Annotated in this window: 19 protein-coding genes; 3 read left to right on the top strand and 16 right to left on the bottom strand. The window is 59.5% G+C overall.

Annotated features, from left to right (window positions below; genetic code table 11):
• Window positions 1–10: 10 nt before the first annotated feature.
• Window positions 11–1,525, top strand: a complete 1,515-nt coding sequence (locus tag FFB58_RS10880; protein WP_039030992.1) for a tripartite tricarboxylate transporter permease — start codon at window positions 11–13, stop codon at window positions 1,523–1,525.
• Here the strand turns inward: FFB58_RS10880 and menE are convergent, their stop codons facing one another.
• The 8 genes from menE to FFB58_RS10840 form a co-directional block, all read right to left on the bottom strand.
• Window positions 1,526–2,887: an o-succinylbenzoate--CoA ligase gene (menE, locus tag FFB58_RS10875; RefSeq protein WP_138369870.1), complete on the bottom strand. Its 1,362-nt coding sequence runs from the start codon at window positions 2,885–2,887 to the stop codon at window positions 1,526–1,528.
• The gene (menC, locus tag FFB58_RS10870) at window positions 2,884–3,849 is read right to left on the bottom strand and encodes an o-succinylbenzoate synthase (protein ID WP_138369869.1); all 966 of its coding nucleotides are present in this window, start codon (window positions 3,847–3,849) and stop codon (window positions 2,884–2,886) included. The genes menE and menC overlap by 4 nt, the downstream gene beginning before the upstream one ends.
• Complete coding sequence (gene menB, locus FFB58_RS10865) at window positions 3,849–4,706, bottom strand: 1,4-dihydroxy-2-naphthoyl-CoA synthase (protein WP_138369868.1); 858 nt, start codon at window positions 4,704–4,706, stop codon at window positions 3,849–3,851. Before menB ends, menC begins: the two co-directional genes overlap by 1 nt.
• Complete coding sequence (gene menH / locus FFB58_RS10860; RefSeq protein WP_138369867.1) at window positions 4,703–5,479, bottom strand: 2-succinyl-6-hydroxy-2,4-cyclohexadiene-1-carboxylate synthase; 777 nt, start codon at window positions 5,477–5,479, stop codon at window positions 4,703–4,705. Before menH ends, menB begins: the two co-directional genes overlap by 4 nt.
• On the bottom strand, window positions 5,476–7,146 hold the full coding sequence (menD, locus tag FFB58_RS10855) for a 2-succinyl-5-enolpyruvyl-6-hydroxy-3-cyclohexene-1-carboxylic-acid synthase (protein WP_138369866.1): 1,671 nt from the start codon (window positions 7,144–7,146) through the stop codon (window positions 5,476–5,478). Before menD ends, menH begins: the two co-directional genes overlap by 4 nt.
• An 88-nt stretch (window positions 7,147–7,234) precedes the next feature.
• Window positions 7,235–8,530, bottom strand: a complete 1,296-nt coding sequence (gene menF, locus FFB58_RS10850; protein WP_138369865.1) for an isochorismate synthase MenF — start codon at window positions 8,528–8,530, stop codon at window positions 7,235–7,237.
• A 99-nt stretch (window positions 8,531–8,629) separates the two neighbouring features.
• The gene (gene elaB, locus FFB58_RS10845) at window positions 8,630–8,935 is read right to left on the bottom strand and encodes a stress response protein ElaB (RefSeq protein WP_039030985.1); all 306 of its coding nucleotides are present in this window, start codon (window positions 8,933–8,935) and stop codon (window positions 8,630–8,632) included.
• A 62-nt stretch (window positions 8,936–8,997) separates the two neighbouring features.
• Window positions 8,998–9,459 carry a GNAT family N-acetyltransferase gene (locus tag FFB58_RS10840; RefSeq protein WP_138369864.1) on the bottom strand — a complete coding sequence of 154 codons (462 nt, stop codon included), beginning with the start codon at window positions 9,457–9,459 and terminating at the stop codon, window positions 8,998–9,000.
• Window positions 9,460–9,532: 73 nt separating this feature from the next.
• On the opposite strand from FFB58_RS10840, the gene rnz reads away from it, so the two are divergent.
• Both rnz and FFB58_RS10830 read left to right on the top strand, forming a co-directional pair.
• Window positions 9,533–10,450, top strand: a complete 918-nt coding sequence (gene rnz, locus FFB58_RS10835; protein ID WP_138369863.1) for a ribonuclease Z — start codon at window positions 9,533–9,535, stop codon at window positions 10,448–10,450.
• 66 nt (window positions 10,451–10,516) lie between these two features.
• Complete coding sequence (locus FFB58_RS10830; RefSeq protein ID WP_138369862.1) at window positions 10,517–11,521, top strand: chemotaxis protein; 1,005 nt, start codon at window positions 10,517–10,519, stop codon at window positions 11,519–11,521.
• Between the two features lie 100 nt (window positions 11,522–11,621).
• On the opposite strand, the gene nuoN is transcribed toward FFB58_RS10830, so the two are convergent.
• From nuoN to nuoG, 8 genes are all read right to left on the bottom strand, one after another.
• A complete protein-coding gene (gene nuoN / locus FFB58_RS10825; protein ID WP_039030981.1) occupies window positions 11,622–13,079 on the bottom strand; it encodes an NADH-quinone oxidoreductase subunit NuoN in 1,458 nt (485 codons plus the stop codon).
• Window positions 13,080–13,085: 6 nt separating this feature from the next.
• Window positions 13,086–14,615 (bottom strand): NADH-quinone oxidoreductase subunit M, encoded by a 1,530-nt coding sequence (nuoM, locus tag FFB58_RS10820; protein ID WP_040074686.1) that lies wholly within the window; start codon window positions 14,613–14,615, stop codon window positions 13,086–13,088.
• A 159-nt stretch (window positions 14,616–14,774) separates the two neighbouring features.
• Window positions 14,775–16,616, bottom strand: a complete 1,842-nt coding sequence (gene nuoL / locus FFB58_RS10815; protein ID WP_138369861.1) for an NADH-quinone oxidoreductase subunit L — start codon at window positions 16,614–16,616, stop codon at window positions 14,775–14,777.
• Window positions 16,613–16,915: an NADH-quinone oxidoreductase subunit NuoK gene (gene nuoK, locus FFB58_RS10810; protein ID WP_032612773.1), complete on the bottom strand. Its 303-nt coding sequence runs from the start codon at window positions 16,913–16,915 to the stop codon at window positions 16,613–16,615. Before nuoK ends, nuoL begins: the two co-directional genes overlap by 4 nt.
• Window positions 16,912–17,466, bottom strand: a complete 555-nt coding sequence (gene nuoJ / locus FFB58_RS10805; RefSeq protein ID WP_039030978.1) for an NADH-quinone oxidoreductase subunit J — start codon at window positions 17,464–17,466, stop codon at window positions 16,912–16,914. The genes nuoK and nuoJ overlap by 4 nt, the downstream gene beginning before the upstream one ends.
• A gap of 11 nt (window positions 17,467–17,477) precedes the next feature.
• On the bottom strand, window positions 17,478–18,020 hold the full coding sequence (gene nuoI, locus FFB58_RS10800; RefSeq protein WP_003861491.1) for an NADH-quinone oxidoreductase subunit NuoI: 543 nt from the start codon (window positions 18,018–18,020) through the stop codon (window positions 17,478–17,480).
• Window positions 18,021–18,034: 14 nt separating this feature from the next.
• Complete coding sequence (gene nuoH, locus FFB58_RS10795) at window positions 18,035–19,012, bottom strand: NADH-quinone oxidoreductase subunit NuoH (protein WP_039030977.1); 978 nt, start codon at window positions 19,010–19,012, stop codon at window positions 18,035–18,037.
• Entirely contained in the window at window positions 19,009–21,735 is a 2,727-nt protein-coding gene (nuoG, locus tag FFB58_RS10790; protein ID WP_138369860.1) for an NADH-quinone oxidoreductase subunit NuoG, read from the bottom strand. The genes nuoH and nuoG overlap by 4 nt, the downstream gene beginning before the upstream one ends.
• Window positions 21,736–21,751 lie beyond the last annotated feature (16 nt).

The raw sequence follows: 21,751 nt of genomic DNA, 5'->3' as shown, positions 1-21,751 counted from the left end.
GGAGCACGCTATGGATACCTGGATTTATCTCTCTCAGGGGTTCGCGGTAGCGATGACCCCGGAAAACCTGGTCATTGCCCTGATCGGCTGTTTCGTCGGGACCATTGTCGGCCTGCTGCCGGGCCTGGGGCCCATCAACGGCGTGGCAATCCTGCTGCCGCTGGCCTTTGCCCTGCACCTGCCCGCAGAGTCGGCGCTGATCCTGCTGGCGACGGTTTACATCGGCTGCGAGTACGGCGGGCGTATTTCGTCGATACTGCTTAACGTGCCCGGCGACGCTGCCGCCATCATGACCGCGCTGGACGGTTACCCGATGGCGCAGCAGGGACGCGGCGGGGTGGCGCTCTCTATTTCGGCGGTCAGCTCGTTTTTCGGGTCGCTGATTGCCATCGGCGGCATCATCCTGTTTGCTCCGGCGCTGGCCCAGTGGTCGCTGGCGTTTGGTCCGGCTGAGTATTTTGCGCTGATGGTGTTCGCCATCGCCTGCCTCGGCAGCATGATGGCGCAGAATCCGCTGAAGTCGTTTTTATCCGCGCTGATTGGCTTAGGCTTAGCCACCGTCGGCGTGGATGCTAACACCGGGGTGTATCGCTTTACCTTCGACAGCGTTCACCTGTCCGACGGCGTGCAGTTTATCGTCGTGGTGATTGGCCTGTTCTCTGTCTCTGAAATTTTACTGATGCTGGAACATACCAGCAGCGGGCAGACGCTGGTCCGCAAAACCGGCCGCATGATTTTTAACGCCAGAGAGGGTGCGCAGTGTATCGGCGCCACCTTGCGTTCGTCGGTGATTGGTTTCTTCGTCGGCATTCTGCCCGGCGCGGGGGCGACCATCGCCAGTGCTATCACCTACATGACCGAGAAAAAGCTGAGCGGTAACAGCGACAGCTTCGGCAAAGGCGATATTCGCGGCGTGGCGGCGCCCGAAGCGGCAAACAACGCCTCGGCCTGCGGTTCGTTTATCCCGATGCTGACGCTCGGCGTGCCGGGTTCCGGTACCACGGCGGTGATGATGGGCGCGCTGACGCTCTATAACATCACCCCGGGTCCGGCGATGTTTACCGAGCAGCCGGATATTGTCTGGGGTCTGATTGCGGCGCTGCTGATCGCCAACGTGATGTTGCTGGTGATGAACATCCCGCTGATCGGCCTCTTCACCCGCATGCTGACCATTCCCCTGTGGTTCCTGGTGCCCGCCATTGCAGCCGTCTCTGCGGTTGGGGTCTACGCGGTGCACAGCACCACCTTCGACCTGGTGCTGATGGTGCTGCTCGGCGTGCTGGGGTACATCCTGCGCAAGATGCACTTCCCGATGTCGCCGCTGATCTTAGGGTTTGTGTTAGGGGAAATGCTGGAGCAGAACCTGCGCCGCGCCCTCTCCATCAGCAACGGCAATATGGCGATCCTGTGGGAAAGCAGCGTGACGAAGATCCTGCTGGCGATGGCGATTATGGTGATCGTGGTGCCGCCGGTTCTGCGTCTGGTGCGCCGCCGTCAGCGCAAGCCGCAGCCGGATATTGGTTGATTAGCCTCTCAGCAGGGCATTGACCCACTGTTTTAACGCCTGGCGGGAGATTTTAATCCCGCCATTTTTTAGCTCAGCGGGCAATGCCAGCCAGTGTACCGGCTGTTCAAAGCGCGCCACCCTGCCCCGGATCCAGTCAGGGAAGCGGGCAATATCGGTTCCCGGCTCACACTCCACCACCGCGACCGGACGCTGCCCGAACTCGGCGTCGTCCAGCGGAACGATAAACACCTGGCTTATCTGCGGATGCGTGACGATGATCCGCTCAACGGCTTCCGGCTGAACCCCCTCTCCCCCGCTGAAAAAGAGATTATCCATGCGGCCTAAAATGGTCAGGCGCCCGTTTTGCCACTCCCCGCGATCGCGGGTGGCAAACCAGCCCTGAGCATTCGTCAGGGAGAGTAACGCCCCGTCCCGCCAGTAGCCTGCCGCCATACTTTGCGCTCTGATCCAGACCTCACCGTCAACAACCTGCACCTCCCTGCCGGGCAGCGGAGCGCCAACGTCCGGCTCGCCGTCCGCCGCTTTCGCACAGACGGTTGAGGCGAACTCCGTCAGACCATAACCGCAGAAAGTGCGAATACCCTGCTCACGCGCCTTCTCCGTTAATTCAACAGAAATTGCCGCTCCGCCGAGCAGGACGGCTTTCAGCGCAACCTGATGCTGAGCATTAAGCAGACGCCAGAGCTGTGTCGGCACCAGAGAGGCATGGGAGCAACCCTGCAGCGCCTGCTCCAGCGGCTGTTTTTCACGCACGGTTAACCGCGCGCCAGCCTGCAGCCAGCGCCACAAAATGCCCTGGCCAGAAACGTGGAACAGCGGCAGGGAGAGCAGCCAGTCGTCATCATCGCCGTAGGGCATCAGCGCCAGAACCCCTTCTGCGCTGGCAAGATGCGCCGCACAGGTGTGCACCGCCGCTTTCGGCAAGCCGGTCGAGCCGGAGGTGAGCGTCATGGAGGCCAGACGTTCCGGCTGCCAGGGGACAGCATACTCACCCGGCATCTCTGAGAGGCTAACTAAAGCGATGCCGTCATAGGCGCCGTCCAGCACCAGCGCATGGTTCAGCGTCATCTGCGGAAGCAGCACGTCCAGCAGCGGTCCCGGAAGCTGGGGATTCACAGGCAGAATGCGCGCCCCGCACTGGAGCAGCGCCAGCCAGGCCAGCAGCGTCTGCGGGTGGTTACAGGCGAGCAGCATGACGCCCTCGCCGTCCTCCACACCCTGATGCCGGAACCCGGCGGCAAGGCTGTCGATACGCGCGCACAGCTGTTGCCAGGTGAGCACATCGTCATTCAGCCGCAGCGCCGGTTGATCGGCTTTATGCGCGCACCAGTGCCGCCACGGCCAGTCGGAAAAGGTCATAGCAGCGGCTCCAGCGCCTCGCGGCCCAGACATGGCAAGGTATTGCCCGGCCAGGTGCGCAGCAGCTGCGCCTGCATCAGGTTCAGGGTGTCCAGGCCGGGAAGGGTATCCGGCGTGAACTGCGCGGCAATGCGCGCCAGCTGGGTCAGGCCGAGGCTCGATTCAATGGACGAGCTGATCACCGCCGTCAGCCCCAGGGCATGCGCCGCTTTTACCTGCTCGTGCACCTTCGCGAGGCTGCCGGTGAGCGTGGGCTTGATTACCACCGCCCTGACGCCCGGCTCGGCCGCGAATTCAAAATCGTCCTCGCGCAGGCTTTCATCCCAGGCGATGGCGATCCCGGTCTCACGGGCAAATGCCAGCGAGTCCGCGCGGGTTTTGCAGGGCTCTTCCAGAAAGGCAATCCGATCCCGGTACGCAGGGTTAACGTACTTCGCAAACTGCTGCGCCTTCAGCGGGGTCCAGGCCCGGTTAGCATCCAGGCGCAGGCGCAGATCCGGGATGGCCTCCAGCAGCAGGTTCGCCACCATGCCGTCACGCACCGCTTCATACAGGCCGACCTTGATCTTCGCCACTTTCTCGCCCGGCATCGCGGCGAGGACGGCAAACAGCTCATCGGGATCGCCGGTACAGAGCGGCGCCGCGCGGTAGTTGGCCGCATCAGGTAAAAGGCCAGCCAGCTCGGCCAGCGCACAGCTGATGCCAAAATCCACCGACGCCACGCCCGGCAGCAGCGGCTCTTCGCCGTCACGCCAGGCTATGCACCAGGCCCGCAGGGCAGCTTCTGCGTCTTCCAGCGACTCACGGCTGAAGCCCGGCAGGGGGGAGATCTCTCCCCACCCTTCCCGTCCGTCGTGCTGCAGATAAACGAACAGACCGTCGCGGGTTTTTAACCGCCGCTCGCGCAGTACCACACCCGCGTCCATCGGTACCTGCCAGCGGTAGATCTGCACGCTACGCATTACGGATTCCGTTTGTATTTGCTGAAGTCCGGCTGGCGCTTCTCGTTGAAGGCGTTACGTCCTTCCTGGCCCTCTTCGGTCATGTAGAACAACATGGTGGCGTTGCCCGCCAGCTCCTGCAGCCCGGCCTGACCGTCGCAGTCGGCGTTCAGGGCCGCCTTCAGGCAGCGCAGCGCCATCGGGCTGTTTTGCAGCATTTCACGACACCAGCGCACGGTCTCTTTTTCGAGGTCGGCAATGGGTACCACGGTGTTCACCAGGCCCATATCCAGCGCTTCCTGGGCGTTGTACTGGCGACACAGGAACCAGATTTCACGCGCTTTTTTCTGACCGACGATGCGGGCCATGTAAGACGCGCCCCAGCCGCCGTCGAAGGAGCCGACTTTCGGGCCGGTCTGGCCGAAAATGGCGTTCTCGGCGGCAATCGTCAGGTCGCACATCATATGCAGGACGTGACCACCGCCAATGGAGTAACCCGCCACCATCGCGACAACCGGTTTCGGGCAGGTGCGGATCTGGCGCTGGAAGTCGAGCACGTTCAGGTGGTGGGTGCCCGCATCGTCCTGGTATCCGCCGTAGTCGCCGCGCACTTTCTGATCGCCACCGGAGCAGAACGCCTTCTCACCTTCTCCGGTCAGGACGATCGCGCCGATGTTGTCGTCATAACGGGCATCCGCCAGGGCCTGGATCATCTCTTTGACGGTTAACGGGCGAAACGCGTTGCGCACTTCCGGACGGTTGATGGTGATTTTGGCGATGCCGTCCGCCGATTTGTGGTAGCGAATGTCAGTATAGCCTTCGGAGCAGTCCTGCCATTCCACCGGTGCGTAGAGCATGTTTTCATCAGGGTAGATCATAGAGTGTCCTTTGTTGAAAGACGGAGTATCTGGGCCAGACGCTCAGCCACCGCAACGGGGTTTTCCCGATGGGCGTTATGTCCGGCGTGAGGAATTTCATGGCGGATCGCAGAAAGTTGCCGGGCAATGTCCCGAAACTTGTGGTCCTGCTCGCCAAAGAGATAGAAAAAAGGGACGGTGCTCTCAGCGAGCGCCGCCCGTAAATCGGGTTGTTCTGCCAGGGACGTGGCCTGCAGCATCGCGGCCAGGGTCGTCCCGTTGTTGTGGCTACGCAGAGCGACCAGCTGCTCCCGCTGCGCCGGGGTGAGCGAGGCAAAGACCGGCTGTTGATACCAGTCGGCAAACACCGCTTCCAGGGGCTCCTGGCGAAAACGCGCGGCCCAGTGGGCATCGGAGGCGCGGCGGCTTGCGCGTGCATGTTCATCACTCAAACCGGGATGCGCCCCCTCGACGATCAGCCCCTGCAGCCCGTCGGGCCGCTGGCAGGCGTGATACAGTGCAATGCGGCCGCCGAGGGAGTACCCCACCAGCCAGTAGCTAAGTATGTTGTAACTAACAAGGGTGCATTCCAGCAGGCGACTGACGTCAGCGAAATCGCTCACCGCAATGGACGCCGACTCGCCGTGCCCCGGCAGATCGAGATACAGCCGGGGATACGCATCCAGATGCTCGCCCGGCAGCTGCCATTCGCGGCAATCGCCGGAAAAACCGTGCAGGAACACCAGCCAGGGTTTATCCGCCTGACCTATACGCTGCGTTCCCGCGAGGATCACAGGTGGCTGACCTGTGCCAGCAGGTTTTGCAGCATCTGCGCCCCGTCGCTGTCGTTCACCACCACTTCGATAAGCGTGGCGCCGGGTTTGCTCCACGCCGTGTTGAGCGCGCTCTCCAGTTCATCCCAGCTCTCAGGGCGCTGATACCTGAGGCTGAACATCGCCGCGGCATGTTCAAACTGCACGTTTTGCGGCATCAGATAAAAGCGTTCCCGTTCGCTCTGCGGGGTCGGCAGCAGGGAGAAAATCTGCCCGCCGTTGTTGTTGATCACCATCAGCACAAAGGGCGCAGAGGCCTGACGGAGCAGCGCCAGCGCATTCAGATCGTAGAGCGCCGACAGATCGCCGACAATGGCCAGCGTCGAACGGGCACTGGCGCGCTGAACCCCGGCGGCAGTGGAGATCAGCCCGTCAATGCCGCTGGCCCCCCGGTTACTGAACACCGGATAGCCCGCCGGCAGGCGGGAGAAGGCGTCAATCAGGCGCACCACCAGGCTGTTGCCCACAAACAGTTGTCCCTGTTCGGGCAGATAGCGATGGATGCGGTGCGCGAGCTGCGCCTCGCCGAATGCGTCGCTGTGTTGCGCCGTCAGCGCCCAGGCCTGGCGGGAGAGTTCGGGGATTTCGCTTGCCCAGGGGGCGCGTTTTTCCGCCGGATGCCGTTCCAGCCAGTCGGCCACGCCGGAGACCAGCCGACGCCCACGATGATGCGCGGGATCGAGCCGCCCTTCGTGCGGATCCACCAGCCAGTACTCTTCCGGCGTGCAGGTAGCCTGCCACTGTAAAAGGCGTTTTCCCGTCAGGCTGCTGCCAAGCTGCACCACAATCTGCGCCTGCTCCAGCTCGGTGACGGCCCTGGCGTTGCCGAGCCAGAGATCGGCGCACGGCAGCGGCTGTCCGGTCTGGGAGAGCACGTCGCCAATCAGCGGCCAGCCCAGCCGTTGCGCCCACTGGGCCACCTGTTTGCCCTCTTCGGCACTCATCCTGCCCGCGAGCACCACGCCGCGTTTCTGTCGCCAGAAGAACCAGTCCCGCTGGATAGGGCTTGAAAGCTCCGCCGGTGCGCGCAGCCAGGGTTTATCGCTCTGCCACCAGTCGCCCAGCGCCTGCTGCCAGTCGAGATCGGTATCATCCATTTCGCCATATAGCGGCTCGGCAAACGGACAGTTAATGTGCAGCGCGCCCGCACGCAGCGCGCCCAGGGCGTTATCCACCGTCGAGACCAGCCAGCGGGCAGGAATATCCCGGGTCGGGCGCGGCAGCGACAGAGTCTGAGAGGGATGGGAAGCAAAAATACCCTGCTGGCGAATGGCCTGGTTTGCGCCGCAGTCGATTAACTCCGGGGGGCGATCGGCGGTCAGCAGGACCAGTTTTTCACCGGTCAGACCGGCTTCAATCAGCGCGGGATAGAGATTCGCCACGGCCGTACCGGAGGTGACGATGACGGCCACCGGCGCGTCGCTGGCTTTTGCCAGCCCCAGCGCCAGATGCCCGAGGCCGCGCTCATCAAAATGGGTGTGATGAATAAAGGCACGGTTTTCAGCAGCGGCCAGGGTCAGCGGCGTCGAGCGCGAACCTGGCGCGATGCAAACGTGCCTGACCCCATGGCGGGTCAGGGCTTCGAGGATCACCGCCGCCCAGCGTCGGTTAAATGAACTCACTGACATGGAATTGTCCGGTATCAATATTGCGACGTAGTATAAATAATAGAGAAAGATGTAATTTTGATATGAATCGGGAATGTACGACTCAGTATTAATCCTTTAGGAGCAGAGTGCGCAGTCCGGCGGCTTTATTTTCAATCTCCTGCCACTCCTGTTCAGGGTCGGAACCGCTCACGATCCCTGCCCCGGCATACAGGCGAACGGCGTTCTCCTGTACCCTGGCCGAACGCAGCGCCACGCAGAACTCGCTTTGCGCCAACGAGAGATAACCCGCAGAACCGGCATACCACTCCCGGTCGAAGGGTTCATTGCGGGCGATGAACTCCCACGCCGCCTGGCGCGGCAAACCGGCCACTGCCGCCGTGGGTTGCAGGCGCAGCAGGCACTGCTCATCGTCCGGCTGTTGCAGCGTGGTCCAGATGCAGCGGCGTAAATGTTGAACCTTACGCAACCGCACGATTTGCGGCGGAAGCACGTCAAGCACCCCGTTATCACGCTGCAGACGCTGACAGATGTCCTCCACCACCAGCATGTTTTCACGCTGGTTTTTATCGTCGTTCATCAGCCAGTTCCCCAGGCGGGCGGCCCTGGCATCGTCAGGATGGCTGGCAACGGTCCCGGCCAGCGCCTCGGTGCGCAGCAGCACGTCACGCCGCCGCCACAGCCGTTCCGGTGAGGATCCGAGAAACGCCTGGCTGGCATCGCTGCGCATCAGGAAGTGATAGCACTGGAAGTTGACCTGGCGGCTGGCGGCCATCAGCGCGGCAGGGTTTACCGGCTGGTTAAACTGCAGATCCGTGGCCCGGGCCAGCACCACTTTATCGAACTCCCCCCGGGCGATGGCGTCTGTCGCCCGGATGATTAACTGCAGCCAGCCTGCTTTGTCAGGCTGATGGGTTTCGCTCTCCACCGTCTGCGTCACCGGGGCAACCGGCTGGCTCTCCGCCAGGGAACGTACAAACTCCCGCGCGCGGATGGCCTCGGTTTTTAACGAAGTGTCGCTCCAGAGCACCAGGCGCAACGTGGCGGTTCCGCCGAAGCGCTGCCACAGCAGACGCGGCAGGAACAGGCTGCCCTGCGCTGGATCGAACGCGTTAACGCCAACCACCCGAAGATCGGGCGCGTGCGGATACAAGTGCAAAAATTGACGGGCAGCGGATAACGAGGGGAAATGCTTTATCGCCCCCAGCGCGGCGTACTCTTCATCGCCATTGCGCTGCTGCCAGTAGAACTGCGGGTAGAGTTGCTGGGCATTCAGCCAGCCGAGCGGGTCGAACGCATCGTTCAGGGGAAAGGAGACATCGAGACAATGCAGGCCAGGCGCCTCGGGAAAATCAGCAGCTAACTGATGGCAAAGACCTTCCAGCGCGGTGGAAATCGAGTGCACGCGAACTTCTCCCAGCTCAAAAACCTCACATTATAAGGGGTACTTATAAGAAAATGCAGTACCCCCGATTTGGCAGGGAGAAGCCTTCGTGCTGTGTTGTTAACGGCGGGCGAGCAGAATACCCAACACCAGACCAGCGGCGGCGCCTACGCCAATCCCCTGCCATGGTTTTTCACGGACATAATCATCCGCACGGTAGACCGCTTTTTTGGCCCTGTAATAGTATTGATCGGACGCATGGCCAACGCGCGTTTTCACATCATGCAGAGCCTGCTCAGCACGCGCTTTAAGCTCAACGTATTTCTGATCGGCCGGATCGCCGGAAGAGCGTAAGACCTCTTCCAGGGTTTCACTCAGCAGGGTCAGATCGTCATCAACATGGTTATCCGATGATTGAAAAGACATAGTGTTCTCCATGTGGTTGCATCAGTTCGATAACTATAGACAATGCCTGCCAATTCCGCCTGTTACGCTTGTTGTTCCTCTTTCGCCATCCCGACATGCGGTATACCGTCTTCATCGTAAATATCGGTCACCTGGACAAAACCAAAATGGCCGTAAAACGCCTGCAGATGCGCCTGCGCGCCCAGGTATAAGGCCTTGTTCGGCCAGTGGTTTTCACAGGAGCGAAGCGTTTGCTCCATCAGGGCGTAGCCGAGCTTTTCGCCCCGCGCCTGTGGGCTGATAATCACCCGGCCAATCACAACCGGGGAAAAATCATCGTCGCTTTTCAGAATCCTCGCATACGCCACCAGCTGGTTATCTCTCCAGCCGAGGATGTGGCGGTTCTCTCCCACCAGATCGTCGCCGTCAATGTCCTGATAAGGGCAGGTTTGTTCTACCACAAACACCTCGCAGCGAAGTTGAAGTAAGGCGTAAAGCGCAGGAACGGTCAGCTCGCTATGGTGCAGATCTTGCCACTGGATCATGGAGGTCTCCTTATCGTATAGGTAGCCGTTATACTAATGACTTTTCGTCCCCGGCGCAGAGGCTTAGTGCATTATGGAGCTGCTTTTTTTAGGAACATCCGCTGGCGTGCCGACCCGTACGCGCAACGTCACATCCCTGGTGCTGGATCTACAGCACCCCACCCGCAGCGAACTGTGGATGTTTGACTGCGGCGAAGGCACGCAGCATCAGCTGCTGCGCACCGCCGCCCATCCCGGCAAGCTGAATAAAATCTTCATTACCCACCTGCACGGCGACCACCTTTTTGGCCTGCCGGGGCTGCTGTGCAGCCGTTCAATGGCGGGCAATATTCACCCGCTGACCATTTACGGCCCGCCCGGTATCCGGGAGTTTGTCGAAACCAGCCTGCGGATCAGCGGCTCGTGGACTGACTATCCCCTCGAGATTATTGAGATCAAACCGGGAGTGGTGTTCAGTGATGATGCCTATACCGTGACCGCCGCGGCGCTCAATCACCCCGTAGAGTGTTACGGCTTTCGTATTGAGGAGTGCGATAAACCCGGCGCGCTGGATGGTGCGGCGCTCGTTGCGGCTGGCGTGCCTTTCGGCCCGCTGTTCCAGCAGCTGAAACGCGGTGAAAGCGTGACCCTGGAAGATGGCCGGACGATCAACGGCGCCGACTATCTCTCCCCGCCCCGCCCCGGTAAAAAGCTGGCGATCTTTGGCGATACCGCCCCCTGCGAGAACGCCCTTGCGCTGGCAAGCGGGGTTGATCTGCTGGTGCATGAGGCCACCCTTGAGAGTGCGATGGAGGAGAAGGCCAACAGCCGCGGCCACAGCTCGACGCGTCAGGCGGCCATGCTTGCCCGGGATGCGCAGGTAAAAAAACTGATCGTCACCCACGTCAGCTCCCGCTATGACGCCGAAGGCTGCGCCATGCTGCTGGCCGAGTGCCGCACCGTGTTTGCCGACACCCGGCTCGCAGAAGATTTTGCTACAGTGCGCGTTTAATGCTCTGGTTTTCCCCAAAACTGCCGATAACCAAACCAGGCAGGTATTTTTCACTTAGGGGCAAACATGGATAACTTCCAGAAAGACATTGATGACAGGGCAAATCTTACCCTGTCGAACCGTTTTGAGCTGCTGCTGTTTCGTCTGGGCACCTCATTGAATGAAAACAAATCTGAGCTGTTCGGCATCAACGTCTTTAAGCTTCGCGAGATTGTGCCCATGCCAGCATTCACCAAACCGGCGGGGATGAAGTCGCCGCTGATGGGTATGGTCAACATTCGCGATCAGGTGATCCCGGTCATCGATCTGGCCGCGGTGGCAGGCTGCAAGCCCACCACCGGCCTTAACATTCTGCTGATCACCGAGTACGCCCGTAGCGTCCAGGCCTTTGCCGTGGAGTCGGTTGAGAACATCATGCGACTGGACTGGAAGCAGGTGCATGCGGCGGAAACCGCCGTCAGCGGACGCTATATCACCAGCATTGCCTGCCTGGACGAGAAGACCGATACCAACGATCTGGCGATGGTTCTGGACGTGGAGCAGATCCTCTATGACATCACCCCGGCCAACCACGACCTGCATGCGACCGATCTGAAAACCACTAAATTCAATATCAAGCCAGGTGCGGTGGCAATTGTGGCGGAAGACTCCAAAGTGGCGCGCTCAATGCTGGAAAAAGGGCTGCAGGCGATGGAGATCCCGGCGCTGATGCACATTACCGGCAAAGAGGCGTGGGAGAAAATTGGCGTGCTGTCGGCGCAGGCGCAGGCGGAAGGGGTGCCGATCACCGATAAGATCGCGCTGGTGCTCACCGATCTCGAGATGCCGGAGATGGACGGTTTTACCCTGACGCGCAAGATCAAAACCGACGCCATCCTGAAGGACATTCCGGTGGTGATCCACTCCTCGCTTTCCGGTAATGCCAACGAAGACCATATCCGCAAGGTGAAAGCTGACGGCTACGTGGCGAAGTTCGAGCTGAACGAGCTGTCGTCGGTGATTGAAGAGGTGCTGGAGCGGGCAACGAAGAAAATCGAAGGGCCGTTGATTAGCCGTAAGCAGTTGGCTTAAGCCCGGCGGCGCTTCGCTTGCACGGGCCTACGGTCTTGTAGGCCGGGTAAGCGCAGCGCCACCCGGCAATAAAAAAACCCGCCGAGGCGGGTTTTTGCTTTTACATTAATGGCATCGCGTGCTGCACGATGGTGATCAGCGGCTGCGGATAGATACCGAAGATCAGTACCAGCAGCGCGGAAATCAGTACCACAATACCCCCGGCGCTGTACTGCCAGTTGCCCGGCGCATCGCGGTTGAGCTGCGAAGGCGCGCTCAGGTACAGGCTCACGGCAACGCGCAGGTAGTAGTAGAGACCAATCGCGGAGCCGATAACGACACCCGCCGTCAGCCACCACAGACCCGCCTGCACACCCACTGCCAGCACGTAGAACTTACCGATAAAGCCCAGCGTCATCGGGATACCCGCCAGAGAGAGCATCATCACCGTCATCACCGCAGAGAGGATCGGACGGTGCCAGAACAGACCACGGTAGGAGAACAGGGAATCTGCATCCGGACCACGGTACGGGCTGGACATCAGGCTCACCACGCCGAACGCGCCGAGGCTGCTGAACAGGTAACCAGCCAGGTAGACACCGACGGTCTCCATGGACATCTGGCCGCTCTGCAGGGCAATCAGCGCCACCATCAGATAGCCCAGATGGGAGATGGAGGAGTAGCCCAGCAGACGCTTGATGTTGGTCTGGCTCAGCGCCATCAGGTTACCGAAGATGATGGAGACGAAGGCGATAATGCCCAGCACCACGCGAACCGCTTCACTCTCGCCAACCGGTGCGTAGAGGAACAGACGCATCACCACGCCGAAGATAGCGATTTTGCTCGCCGTCGCCAGGAAGGTGGATACCGGCGCCGGAGCACCCTGGTAAACGTCTGGCGTCCACAGGTGGAACGGAACCAGAGAGAGTTTAAAGCCGAGGCCCACGATCATCATGCCCAGACCCGCCAGCAGCAGCGGCTCGTGCAGCATGCCGTCGCCGAGGCTCTTGCCGAGCGCTTCGAAAGAGAGGTTACCGGACTGAGCGTAGATCAGCGCAATACCAAACAGCAGGAAGGACGAAGCAGCAGCAGACAGGATCGTATACTTGATACTCGCTTCCAGAGAGCGCTTCTGGCGGAAGGCGTAACCAATCAGGCCGAACAGCGGCAGAGAGATCAGCTCGATGCCGAGGAACAGCGCCGCCAGATGGTTGGCATTGGCCAGCAGAATACCGCCAAGGGCAGCAATCAGAACCAGCAGGTAAAACTCTTCTTTGTTGTCGTTGTAGCCTTCCAGCCACGGGTAAGCAAAGGTACATGTCGCCAGGCTGGCTAACAGCACCAGCCCGGTGTAGAGCATAGCGAAGCCGTCAACGCGCATCAGCGGCGTGACGTCCATCGCCCCCGCCTGGCCAACAAACCAGAGGGAGACTAACGCAGCGTTCAGACCCAGAACCGCCAGCGTGGCATTCAGGAAGTGATTGCGTCGCCACGCAATGGAGAGCATCACAACCACCACCGTCAATCCGACGATCAGCAGCGGTAGCAGCGCAATCAGTTGTTGTGGAGTTATTGTCATGGCGATTTACGGCCTTGTAGTAGAAGCAGAATTAACAAACCACTGCTGGATGTTACCCATCGCGGAGTGCGAGGTATCCAGAATCGGCTGAGGGAAGAAGCCCAGCAGCACCAGCAGTACGACCAGCAGCAGGATGATGAACAGCTCGCGCAGCGACATCCCCGGCAGTTCCTTAGCAGCGATTTCACTCTTCGCTTTACCGAAGTAAGCGCGGTGCAGCATCGCCAGCGAGTAAACCGAAGCGAACACCAGACCGAAGGTAGAGATGACGGTGATCACCGGAACCACTTTGAAGCTGCCGAACAGGATCATGAATTCGCCGACGAAGTTACCGGTACCCGGCATCCCCAGCGTCGCCACCGCGAAGAACATCGACATCGCTGGCAGCCACTTAATTTTGCTCCACAGACCGCCCATCTGACGCATGTCACGGGTGTGCAGACGTTCGTACAGCTGACCACACAGGATGAAGAGACCGGCTGCGGACAGACCGTGAGCAATCATCTGGATGACCGCGCCCTGGTACGCCAGCTGGCTGCCGGTGTATATAGCAATCAGCACGAAGCCCATGTGGGAAACGGAGGTGTAAGCAATCAGACGCTTGATGTCGTACTGCGTGAAGGCCATCCAGGCACCGTAGAAGATACCGATCACACCGAGCCACATGGCAATCGGCGCGAACTCTGCGGAGGCATTCGGGAACAGCGGCAGTGCGAAACGCAGCAGACCGTAGGCCGCGGTTTTCAGCAGGATGCCTGCCAGGTCAACGGAACCCGCCGTTGGTGCCTGGGAGTGCGCATCCGGCAGCCAGCCGTGCAGCGGAACCACCGGCATTTTCACCGCAAACGCGATAAAGAAGCCCAGCATCAGCAGATATTCCACGCCGTGGGACATCGGGGTCTTCAGCAGGTCCTGATAGTTGAAGGTCCAGACGCCGGTCGCGTTGTAGTGCACGAACACCAGCGCCAGGATAGCAATCAGCATTACCAGACCACTCGCCTGGGTGTAGATGAAGAACTTGGTTGCCGCCGTGATACGCGTTTTACCGTCGGATGCCTTGTGGCCCCACAGCGCGATCAGGAAGTACATCGGCACCAGCATCATCTCCCAGAAGAAGAAGAACAGGAACATGTCGATGGCAAGGAACACGCCGATCACGCCGCCCAGGATCCACATCAGGTTCAGGTGGAAGAAGCCCTGGTATTTTTCGATTTCTCGCCAGGAGCACAGCACCGCCAGAACGCCGAGCAGACCGGTCAGCACCACCATCAGCAGCGACAGACCATCAATCGCCAGATGGATCGTAATACCAAAACGTGGGATCCACGGCAGAATGAATTCAGACTGCCACTGCGGGATGCCCGCAGACTGGGTGAGTGAATAGCCGCCCTGCAACCAGAGTTGCAGGCCAAGCGCGAGCGTCAATCCCATGGTGATCAGCGCAATCCAGCGCGGCATCTTCACGCCAAAGCGTTCGGTCTGCCAGCACAGGAACCCACCGATAAAGGGAATTAATATTAGCCAGGGTAGTAACATGGCGATTTGCATTCCTTTTTAAAGTCCCGAAGGGACCGATTTTCAACGAATTCGACAAAATTCACGCGTTAGTGCGGTTTGTGGTGTCGGGTGGCGCTCACGCTTACCCGACCTACGGTCTCGTAGGCCCGGTAAGCGCAGCGCCACCGGGCAAAACCACTATCGCAACACCATCAGCAGCGCCAGCACGACAACCGCACCGATGCTCATGGACGCCACATACCAGCGCAGATAGCCGTTCTCGCTGAACAGCAGGCCTTTACCTGCAAAGCGGGAAAGGATCGCCGGGATGTTCATCATGCTATTCAGCGGATCGCGCTTGATAAGCCACGCAATGCCGAGGAACGGTTTCACGAAGATCATGTCGTACAGCCAGTCGAAGCCCCACGCGTTGTACCACCACGTGCCCAGCAGACGGCCCGGCGCACTGTTGGCAACCGCAGTGACCAGGGTACGTTTGCCCAGCCACAGCCATGCTGCAATCAGGATGCCCGCGATAGCGACCACACCGGAGGTGATTTCAAGCGTCAGAACGCGACCGTGCTCAAGCTCGGTTGTTGCCGGCAGTACGCCCTGCAGCGGTGGCACAATCATCGCGCCAACGAAGGTGGACAGGACCAGCAGCACAATCAGCGGCAGGTGGTGGGTGATCCCCTTACCTGCGTGAGCGTGAATTTGTTCTTTACCGTGGAAGACGATGAAAATCATACGGAAGGTGTACAGAGAGGTCATAAACGCACCGACCAGACCTGCAACCATCAGATTGATATGACCATTCGCCATGGCGCCCGCAAGGATTTCGTCCTTACTGAAGAAGCCCGCGGTGATAAGCGGCAGTGCCGCCAGCGCCGCGCCGCCGACCAGGAAGCAGACGTAAACCAGCGGAATGGATTTGCGCAGACCGCCCATCTTGAAGATGTTCTGCTCGTGATGGCAGGCCAGGATCACCGAACCGGACGAGAGGAACAGCAGCGCTTTAAAGAACGCGTGCGTCATCAGGTGGAAAATCGCCGCATCCCAGGCCTGAACACCCAGCGCCAGGAACATGTAACCAATCTGGCTCATGGTGGAGTAAGCGAGAACGCGTTTGATGTCGGTCTGAACCAGCGCGGCAAAGCCTGCCAGCACCAGGGTAACCGCACCGACGATACCCACCAGATGCAGGATTTCCGGCGTCATCAGGAACAGGCCGTGGGTACGCGCAATCAGGTAAACACCGGCGGTCACCATGGTCGCGGCGTGGATCAGCGCGGAGACAGGGGTTGGACCCGCCATCGCGTCGGCAAGCCAGGTCTGCAACGGCAGCTGTGCGGATTTACCCACAGCACCACCGAGCAGCATCAGGGTTGCCCACCACAGCATGTTGTTGCCTGCTTCGAAGTGCGCCGGCGCCAGTTCCACCATCTCGCGGAAGTTCAGCGTGCCCAGCTCGTTGTAAAGAATGAACAGCGCGAAGGCGAGGAAGACGTCACCCACACGGGTCACGACGAACGCTTTCATGGCCGCTGCGCCATTCTTCGGATCGGTGTAGTAGAAACCGATCAGCAGATAAGAGCACAGACCCACGCCTTCCCAGCCGAGATACATCAGCAGCAGGTTATCGGCCAGCACCAGAACCACCATGCTGGCGATAAACAGGTTGGTGTAGGCGAAGAAGCGGGAGTAACCCTCTTCACCGCGCATATACCAGGAGGCGAACATGTGGATCAGGAAGCCCACGCCGGTCACCACGGAGAGCATGGTCAGCGAGAGACCATCCAGCACCAGGTTGAAACCGATGTTGAAATCACCGACTGACATCCAGGTCCACAGCGGAACGCTGAAAGGCTCACGTCCGCTATTTAAGAAGTCGATCCCCGCATATGCGGTCACCAGCGCCGCAAGGCCGATGGAGCCAATACCGACGGTGGCGGAGAGATTCTCAGACCAGCGGCCTCGAGAAAACGCCAGCAGCAAAAAGCCGATCAGCGGAAAAATAATGGTTAAGGCAAGCATGTTCATCCACGCAACTCACTTACTGAATCGATGTTCAGGTTCTGGCGGCGACGATGGAGCTGCAGCAACAGCGCCAGGCCAATACTCGCTTCCGCAGCCGCAAGGCTGATGGCGAGAATGTACATCACCTGACCATCGGTCTGGCCCCAGTAGCTACCGGCAACCACAAAGGCCAGCGCGGCAGCGTTGATCATGATCTCCAGGCCAATCAGCATAAACAGCAGATTGCGGCGGATAACCAGACCGGTTAAGCCCAGCACGAATAAAATCGCGGCGAGGATCAGTCCGTGTTGTAAAGGGATCATGCGCGATCCTCCGTTTTTCTTTGCGCGCTGTCGTCCTTGCGGTTGCTCAGCACTTCACCCATGCGCTCTTCGCGACCCACGTGGAAAGCGACGACCAGACCTGCCAGCAGCAGCATGGAGGCCAGTTCAACCGCCAGAACGTAAGGACCAAACAGGGAGATACCCACTGCTTTGGCGCTGATTGGCGTCCCGTCGATACCCTGGTCGTTAACACCCAGAATGGCGTAAACGATCACCGCCAGCATGATGGCCGACAGAATTGCCGGACCAATCCACACCTGCGGCTTCAGCCACTGACGTTCCTGCTCAATTTCAGACCCGCCCAGGTTCAGCATCATCACCACGAAGACGAACAGAACCATGATGGCCCCGGCGTAAACGATGATTTCAAGCGCACCGGCAAAGTGTGCGCCCAGCGCAAAGAACACCCCGGAAATAGCCAGCAGCGAAATGATTAAATAGAGCAGCGCATGCACCGGATTGGTGTGCGTAATCACTCGCAGCGTAGCCAGGATGGCGATCAGGCCACAGATATAAAAAGCGAATTCCATTGCCCCTCTCCTTACGGTAACAGGCTCTTGACGTCGATAGGCTTGGCTTCGTTCTCTGCTTCGCCCTTATCTTTGCCGTCGATTGCCATACCCGCCATCCGGTAGAAGTTATATTCCGGGTATTTGCCCGGACCGGAAATCAGCAGATCCTCTTTCTCGTACACCAGGTCCTGACGCTTGTATTCGCCCAGTTCGAAATCCGGGGTCAACTGAATCGCCGTGGTCGGGCACGCTTCTTCACACAGACCGCAGAAGATGCAGCGTGAGAAGTTGATGCGGAAGAACTCCGGATACCAGCGACCGTCTACCGTCTCTGCTTTCTGCAGAGAGATACAGCCTACCGGACAGGCTACCGCACACAGGTTACAGGCAACGCAGCGCTCCGAACCGTCCGGATCGCGCGTCAGCACGATACGGCCACGGTAGCGCGGCGGCAGATATACCGGCTCTTCCGGGTACATCCGGGTTTCGCGTTTTGCAAACGCGTGCAGGCCGATCATCCAGATACTGCGTACCTGGGTGCCAAAGCCTACCAATAATTCTTTCAAGGTCATGATCTTAAAGCCCCTTATGGCTGCTGCCAGAGAATGACAGCCGCCGTTACCAACAAGTTGACGAGCGTCAGCGGCAGGCACACTTTCCAGCCGAAGGACATTACCTGGTCATAACGCGGACGCGGTAATGCTGCGCGAATCAAAATGAACATCATCATGAAGAACGCGGTTTTCAGCGCGAACCAGATGAACGGCGGTAAGAACGGGCCATGCCAGCCACCAAAGAACAGCGTTACCATCAGCGCGGAAATGGTGACGATACCGATGTACTCGCCCACGAAGAACAGACCGAACTTCATACCGGAATATTCAATGTGGTAACCATCGGCCAGTTCCTGCTCGGCTTCTGGCTGGTCAAACGGGTGACGGTGACACACCGCCACACCGGCGATAGCAAAGGTGACAAAACCAAAGAACTGCGGAATGACGTTCCAGATGTCGGCCTGGTTGTTGACGATGTCGGTCATGTTGAATGAACCGGCCTGCGCCACCACGCCCATCAGGGAGAGACCCAGGAACACTTCGTAGCTCAGCGTCTGCGCGGAAGCACGCATCGCACCCAGCAGGGAGTATTTGTTGTTACTGGACCAGCCCGCGAACAGCACCGCGTACACCGCGAGGCCTGCCATCATCAGGAAGAACAGGATCCCGATGTTCAGGTCAGCCACAACCCAGGTCGGGCTCACCGGAACGATAGCAAACGCCAGCAGCAGCGAGGTAAAGGCGATCATCGGTGCCAGAGTAAAGATCACGCGATCCGAGAAGCGCGGGATCCAGTCCTCTTTAAAGAACATCTTGATCATGTCCGCGACCAGCTGGAGTGAACCACCCCAGCCCACGCGGTTCGGTCCGTAACGGTTCTGGAACAGACCGAGCAGACGACGTTCACCAAAGCTCATGAACGCGCCGCAGGTGACGACCACCAGCAGAATAACAACCGCTTTCAGGATGCTCAGCAGGATGTCGATAAGATCGGGCGTTAACCAACTCATGCTTTTGCCTCCTGCAGGTTATCAAGACGTGCACCCGCCAGGACCGGCGCGATGCCAGGCATACCCATCGGCAGACCCACCTGCCCTGCCGTCAGACCTTCAGAGAGAATCAGCGGCAGGCTGATTGTCTGGCCTTCGTAGCTAAAGCTGATGTTCGCGCCCGCGTTAACGCCAAGCTTCGCGGCATCCGCCGGGTTGAGCTTGATGTACGGCTGCGGCATACGGGTCTGGAAGACCGGGGAACGCTGGGACATTTCGTCGCTACCGAACAGATGGTAGTACGGCGCAATCCGCCAGTTGCCCTCTTCGGCCTGGAAACTTGCCGGAACGGTAGAGAAGAACTCGAGACCGGTTTCAGACGCTTCGATCAGGCGCACGCCCGGATCGCCGTGGCGCAGAGAACCGCCCACTTCAGCCTGGAACTTGTTCCATGCCTGCGGGGAGTTCCAGCCTGGTGCCCATGCGAACGGGATTTGCGAACGCGGTGCAGACGGCTGGTTGTTCCCTTCCATAGAGAAGGCGAACATGGTGTCTTTGTCCTGCGGCTGGCGCGGTTCGTGCACGCTGATGTTGGCGCGCATTGCGGTACGGCCACTGTAGCGGTGCGGTTCACGCGCCAGTTTCTGACCGCGAATACGGAAGCTCGCTTCCGGCGCGGCATCTTTAATGCCTGCCAGCTGCGGCAGTGCGGCGACGGCAGCGTCGATCACGTGGTCGAGCTGGGTCCAGTCCACTTCGCGGCTCAGCACGGTGCTGTGCAGGGAGTGCAGCCAGCGCCAGCTCTCCAGCATCACAATGCTGCTGTCGTAGTACGCCGGGTCATAAACCTGGAAGAAGCGCTGGGCACGGCCTTCGTTGTTGATAACGGTACCGTCGCTTTCTGCAAAGCTTGCCGCAGAGAGCACCAGATGCGCTTTGTCCATAATTGCGGTGCGCTGATGGTCGATAACCATCACCAGCGGCGCTTTTGCCAGCGCAGCGTCAACGCGCGCCGCTGAGGCATGGCGATGCAGGTCGTTTTCCAGCACCACAACGGCGTCAGCGGAACCGGATTCCAGTTCGCTTAACGCCGCTTCCAGAGAGCCGCCGCCGATCATGCCCAGACCGATGCTGTTTACCGCACGGGCAATCATGGTCACGCCAACGTCCGCACCGCGGCCTTTCAGGGCTTTGGCAACGTTTGCAGCCGCTTCAATGATCTCTGCGCTACCGGCGTTAGTACCGGAAACGATCAGCGGTTTTTTCGCACCGGCCAGAGCCTGCACGATCACGTCGATCTTGTTCTGCAGATCGCGATCCAGACCTTCAACGGCCGGAGCACTGTTATCCAGCGCGTGGGCAATCGCAAAGCCAAGGCGGGCCTGATCTTCAACCGGCGCACGGTAGGTCCATGCTGCTATATCATCCAGACGGGTGTCATCGACGTTCGTCACAAACAGAGGATGCTTGGCGCGCTGACCGATGTTGAGGATCGCCGCAATCTGCCAGTCAGCCACTTTCTGCGCCGCTGCCATTTCACGTGCTTTACCTTTCACCGCCTGGCGAACCGCCAGGGCAGCGCGAGCGCCGGTCTGGGTTAAATCTTCGCCCAGCACCAGAACCGCATCGTAAGATTCGATTTCACGCAGCGCCGGGGTATGGATCCCGCCTTCGCGCAGCACTTTCAGCACCAGCTGCAGACGTTCCTGCTCGCCTTCGGCGATGCCGGTGTAGAAGTTATTCGCACCCACCAGTTCACGCAGCGCGAAGTTGCTTTCGATGCTGGCGCGCGGGGAGCCGATACCGATCACTTTCTTCGACTGACGCAGAATATCGGCTGCGCCCTGCATCGCCTGCTCGGCGTTCAGGGTGATGAAGTCGTCGCCACGACGCTGAACCGGCTGACGCGGACGGTCTTTCAGGTTCACATAGCCATAGCCAAAACGACCGCGGTCGCAGAGGAAGTAGTGGTTAACGGTACCGTTGTAACGGTTTTCGATACGACGCAGTTCGCCGTAACGTTCACCCGGGCTGGTGTTACAGCCAAGGGAGCACTGCTGGCAGATGCTTGGCGCAAACTGCATGTCCCACTTACGGTTGTAACGCTCGGAGTGCGTTTTGTCGGTGAAGACGCCGGTCGGACAGATTTCGACCAGGTTACCGGAGAATTCGCTTTCCAGGGTGCCATCTTCCGGACGACCGAAGTAGACGTTGTCATGTGCGCCATACACGCCCAGATCTTCGCCGTCAGCGTAGTCTTTGTAGTAACGCACGCAGCGATAGCAGGCGATGCAGCGGTTCATTTCGTGAGAGATGAACGGCCCCAGATCCTGGTTACGGTGGGTACGCTTGGTAAAGCGATAGCGACGGAAGCTGTGACCGGTCATCACGGTCATATCCTGAAGGTGGCAGTTACCGCCCTCTTCACAGACCGGACAATCGTGCGGGTGGTTGGTCATCAACCACTCCACCACGCTTTCACGGAACTGTTTTGCTTCCGCGTCGTCGATGGAAATAAAGGTTCCTTCGGTGGCTGGCGTCATACAGGACATCACCAGGCGACCACGCGTGTCTTCCGCGTTTTGATATTGCTTCACCGCACACTGGCGGCAAGCACCGACGCTCCCCAGCGCCGGATGCCAGCAAAAATACGGAATATCAAGGCCCAGAGAGAGACATGCCTGTAGCAGGTTGTCCGCCCCGTTCACCTCGTATTCTTTGCCGTCTACATGAATCGTAGCCATTAGCATGCTTCCAGTT

It is taken from the genome of Enterobacter sp. MF024 (assembly GCF_005843915.1).
Classification (GTDB): domain Bacteria; phylum Pseudomonadota; class Gammaproteobacteria; order Enterobacterales; family Enterobacteriaceae; genus Enterobacter; species Enterobacter barmai.
The sequence above is the reverse complement of the archived record's forward strand: the minus strand, read 5'-3'. Positions and strand labels throughout refer to the sequence as shown.